This is a genomic window from Methanocalculus sp. (assembly GCF_029762515.1).
GTDB lineage: Archaea > Halobacteriota > Methanomicrobia > Methanomicrobiales > Methanocorpusculaceae > Methanocalculus.
In genome coordinates this window covers 1-4,244 of record NZ_JARVGN010000192.1, presented here as the reverse complement: position 1 = coordinate 4,244, position 4,244 = coordinate 1, and the positions used below count along the sequence as shown (strand labels likewise).

At 51.8% G+C, this 4,244-nt stretch carries 5 protein-coding genes; all 5 read right to left on the bottom strand.

Translation table 11 applies throughout. The features are described 5' to 3' along the window. A partial coding sequence (gene ruvC, locus QCH34_RS07735) for a crossover junction endodeoxyribonuclease RuvC (RefSeq protein WP_300332498.1) occupies positions 1-377 on the bottom strand: 377 nt, incomplete at its 3' end. 314 nt (positions 378-691) lie between these two features. After that, positions 692-886 carry a YwbE family protein gene (locus QCH34_RS07730; protein ID WP_300332496.1) on the bottom strand — a complete coding sequence of 65 codons (195 nt, stop codon included), beginning with the start codon at positions 884-886 and terminating at the stop codon, positions 692-694. Between the two features lie 62 nt (positions 887-948). Next, on the bottom strand, positions 949-2,388 hold the full coding sequence (locus QCH34_RS07725) for an NEW3 domain-containing protein (protein ID WP_300332494.1): 1,440 nt from the start codon (positions 2,386-2,388) through the stop codon (positions 949-951). A 5-nt stretch (positions 2,389-2,393) separates the two neighbouring features. Beyond that, positions 2,394-3,434 carry an ABC transporter permease subunit gene (locus QCH34_RS07720; protein WP_300332491.1) on the bottom strand — a complete coding sequence of 347 codons (1,041 nt, stop codon included), beginning with the start codon at positions 3,432-3,434 and terminating at the stop codon, positions 2,394-2,396. Continuing rightward, on the bottom strand, positions 3,431-4,244 hold an 814-nt coding region (locus QCH34_RS07715; protein WP_300332489.1), incomplete at its 5' end, for an ABC transporter ATP-binding protein. The genes QCH34_RS07715 and QCH34_RS07720, both read right to left, overlap by 4 nt.

Here is a 4,244-nt window from a genome sequence, read left to right as displayed (position 1 = left end):
ATATCCTGCACCTGCTCTTTCTTTGCCTTCCCTGATCCTGATACTGCCAGCTTGATCTGGTTTGGGGTATATTCGACGATTGTAATGCCACGCTCTTCTGCTGCAAGCAAAATGACGCCCCGCACTTCGGCAACCCTGATTGCTGAGGTGACATTCTTTGTGAAGAAGAGCTCTTCAACTGCGATCTCGTCAGGTGAATGCTCTGCGATAAGTGCCTGTATCCGGGTATAAATCTCGTGAAGACGGTGGCTTGTTGTCCGATCCCGACCGGATGTCTCGATGCAGCCATAGCAGAGGGGCCGTATCTGACGTTCCTGCTTCTCGATCACCCCGTATCCCACACGGGCAATGCCCGGATCTATCCCGATAACAATCATGATTTATGGATCTTCGGTTCTCATGGTAAATACGGTTATCCCGCGGAGTGCGAATGTGAAGAGGCAATCTTCCGGATCGTAGCTGATAACACTCTCTTCAAAGAATTAAATAAATTAACTTAACTTAAACCTTAATCCTTATCAAAGCCCACTCTGTTATTGGAGCAGACGTGAAACAATAAAAACAGGCACCAACATTCACCACACCTTGGTTTTGTCTGATCTATCGACAATTTTTTATTTTCGGATCAAACGCGTTCTGCCCGGAAATGCTGACGGGATGGGATTGGCACTCCATCCCGTTCCTTCTCTTTTCATCCTTGAATTGAGGCAACCCTGCCGACTGTGCCGTCTGCCAGCCTGACCTTGATCCCGTGGGGATGAAAAGAAGAGTTGGTTAAAATTGCGGTGACAACTCCCTCTGTTGTCTTCCCGCTCTGCTGGTCTTTCTTCTGGATAACGCTCACCTGTGATCCGATCCGGAGATCGGATCGATTCCTGCCATTCATCTGTATATTCTATGCTATCCGGGACGATAAGGGTTTTTAGATGGGGTCAAGTCCCTCATGAATCACCGCCTCTGGTGCCTCCTGAAGCCAAGGTAAATCCCTCCTGCGACAACTATGAGGAGCAGCACTCCGAGAATCGCCGCAAATGATCCTTCTTTCACGTTCACACGGAAGTCATCCTCAACAACCGCCTGATCGGATCCGATCTTCATGGTGAACTTGTACTCGCTTGCCACCACATTTGATGGCGGGATGAGTGAGACACTGAAGACAGCCCGTTCCCCTGGAGCAATCCCTGCCACAGTTTCGGGGATTATCTCGGCATTCCATCCTGTTGGAGCGGAGATCTCCGGGATAACCGCTGTGAGATCGCCTGCTGTTCCTGAGTTTCTCACCGTGACCTGGAACTCAAGGGGATTGGATCCTGTTGTCTCCAGCAGATACCTGTCGAGCGACACTTCCATGCCATGTGATCCACGGACAGATGCCTCGATATTCGCGGAGTACCGATCTCCTGTCGGGGCTGTAATGACTGATCTGAAGGTGAATGATCCGATCTCTTCGCGGTATTTTGGTGTTACCACCATCTGGATATCCCGCTTATCTCCGGGTGCAAGATATATTGCAGATATATCCTCGGTTGCTGTTCCGGTTCCGGTTGCTATCCGGTACCTGACAGACCACCCATCCGGTACATCCTCGGCTCCGGAAACAAATGTCGCACCTGAACGGCCGATGTTCTCTATGGTTATGCCTATCGTCGTTGAACTGCCTGGTGTCACAGTCACTGCATAGGTTTCCCATGTGGCATCAAGTGCGGTATCCCGAGTCTGGAGAGCCAGATCAGAGAGATCCTCGGTCATTCCGGCACGCACCCGTGCGTTCACCGCTGGTGGCGGGATATACCCTTCCTTTTCTATATTGACCAGATACTCCCTTGGAGAGATGACGGTTCTGAGCGTTCCATCTGAGGCACTGGTCAGATATATTGAGTCTCCTCCGCCTGTTGCTGGTTTTAGTTCAACAGAGACCCCGCCAACCGGCTGGCCGATCTCATCCACAGTTCTGAGTGTAAGATACCCCTCTTCACCCCGGTGCGTTGAATCGATCTGAATGGTGAGCCAGAGTGTGGCATCTCCGACATATACCTTGATCCGGTACTCTCCGATAGGCGTTTCAGAATCTGTCTCAACCTCAAGGGTGACAGTCTCTTTTGTTCCTGTTGGGAGAGTGACATGGGTAACTTCAGCCCCGTCTTTTACAAAACGGAACTCCCAGTTTGCTGTTGTGCCCGAGAATGTATGGACCCAGAGCCTGCCTGTATCTCCTCTTCCAATGCTTTCAATAGTGAGTGGGAATGTCGAGACAGCACCTGCCTCGACAACCCTTCCCGGGAATGGTGTGGACATTGAATACTGCTTATTTGAATCGGTATTGGCTGATGCCATCCCCGGAATGAGGATACACAAGATCAGTCCGATGATTACAAGTTTTCTAATCATTCCACTCACCTCAGATCCATCCTCATAAACCGCATGTATGCAATACCAAAGAAGACGGTCGGGAATGCAAGGAGAGCAAGAAGATGAGAGAGTATCGATCCGGAAGTATTAGCTGTTGCCTGTGTATACATCCCGCCGCCGATCCCTGCTCTGACCTGCACCGTTTGTGAACTGGTGATCGTATCCGAGATTGCGTTAAAGCTCATCGTCGGGGAGAAGAGCGATGCGATATCTATCACTGCCTGGCGTCTTGACCACCAGTCCTGCATTTCGGATCTGTACTGCTGGAACTCTGCGGTATCGGTCATCCCCTGGAACGCACGCATGCCACCTTCAGCAGGGGTGGATTGCATCACCCGTGGCATTGACGGGGGATCACCTGCAATCGCATCAGCAGCCCCGTTCTCCACAAGCACCGGCAGTAAGCCGGAGAGAAGGATGAAGATAATGAGGGTATAGATCAGCGCTGTCCCGCTTGTTTCAGAGATTGAAGACATGCAGAGTGCAATAGCGAAATACGCAACGATCATCAGGAATGCAGAGAATGCAAAGATCATGATCGATGACCATTCATCCCCTCCCGGTATTATCCCGGTGATCAGGAGGAGGGCGATTGAAACGGCGATTGTCGCGGCAAAGATACATGCAAGTGCCCCGCCTGCACCGATTGCCTTTCCATTAATCACCTCGTCCCGGAATACCGGATGGGAGAGGAGCACCTTCAGCGATTTCGTCTCCCGCTCGCGGGTGATCAGGTCAAATCCGGCGGTGATCCCAAGGAGCGCTCCCATCGTGACGAGGAGAACGCCAACCGACTCAAAGACGATCATAGGGGATGGCCGTGTATCCATTAATCCCCGTTCCTCTGTTCCTGCCGTTGAAAGGCGTTCATTATAGGAATCGAGTGTATCCTGGTATTCGGCAATCCCGCCGATCATCCCGATGATCGTGATTGCAAAAAATATGGCAAAGATCGCAAGAACAGTCCTGTTTCGGAATGAATCTGCAAACTCCTTTCCGGCAACCACAAAGAGTCCGTTGCTCATGCTTCTGCCTCCTTTCTGAACCGCTGGAGAAGCGCTTCTTCGGCAGATCCGGCATCTATCTGAAGATTTTGAAGAGGAATTCCCTCAGATGCAAGGAGATCGGCAATCTCGCAACGGATATCACGGGATGTGACAATCACAGCGCCCTTTCTGTCAGGAGTATAGGAGACCGATCCGATCCCATCAAGAGAAAATTCCGGGAGGGGAATCCTGCCTTCAACACGGACGATCAGATCGCTGCCATGGTCGGAGATCTCCTGCCAGGTGCCATCTGCAACAAGCTTTCCCCGCGAGAGAAGCGCGATCCGTGTGCAGATCACACTCATCTCAGAGAGGATATGCGAGGATACAAGTAATGCCGCACCATCGGCTGCCGCCTCCCGGACTATCCTCCGGTAATCTGATACTCCGACCGGGTCAAGGTTTGCGGTGGGTTCGTCAAGGATGATCACCGGTGGCTCGTTCAGCAATGCCTTTGCAAGGCCAAGCCGCTGCCGCATCCCTTTTGAGTACCCTCCGACAAGGGTTAAAACCCCGTCAAGCCCGACGGTAACGAGGAGTTCATCTATCCTCCTCTTTCTCCTCTCCGTCTCCATGCCATATAGTCTGCCGAAGTAATCGAGATTTTCGGCAGCGTTGAGTCCGGGATAGAAACCGACATCCTCGGGCATGTACCCAATCTTTGCTTTTGCCAGAAGAGGGTTCTTCTGCATGATATGCCCGTCAATTGCAATCACCCCTCCGTCCGGCTCGATCAGCCCCGTTGTCATAAGGATGGTGGTGCTCTTCCCCGCACCATTCGGGCCGAGG